This is a genomic window from Falsiroseomonas sp. HC035, assembly GCF_050563525.1.
In the GTDB taxonomy this organism is placed as follows: domain Bacteria; phylum Pseudomonadota; class Alphaproteobacteria; order Acetobacterales; family Acetobacteraceae; genus Falsiroseomonas.
Window position 1 is genome coordinate 1 of record NZ_JBNXUN010000090.1, and the last position, 274, is coordinate 274.

Sequence of the window (274 nt, forward strand, 5' to 3'; positions counted from 1 at the left end):
CGGGGTGAGATTGCGCAGGCTCTCGTGGTAGCGCTGATGGTTGTAATGAGCGACGAAGGCCTCGACCTGCGCCTCGAGGTCGCCGGGCAGGTAGTAGTTCTCGAGCAGGATGCGGTTCTTCAGGGTCTGGTGCCAGCGCTCGATCTTGCCCTGGGTTTGCGGATGGCAGGGCGCGCCACGGACATGGCCCATGGCATTGTTGGCCAGCCATTCGGCAAGATCACCCGCGATATAGCAGGGCCCGTTGTCGGACAGCAGGCGCGGTCGGTGCCGT

Annotated in this window: 1 protein-coding gene; it reads right to left on the reverse strand. The window is 64.2% G+C overall.

Annotation, left to right across the window (positions count from 1 at the left end; genetic code table 11):
- Nucleotides 1–274, reverse strand: a 274-nt coding sequence (locus ACLF3G_RS29590; RefSeq protein WP_430672950.1) for an integrase core domain-containing protein, incomplete at both ends; no start/stop codon positions are given.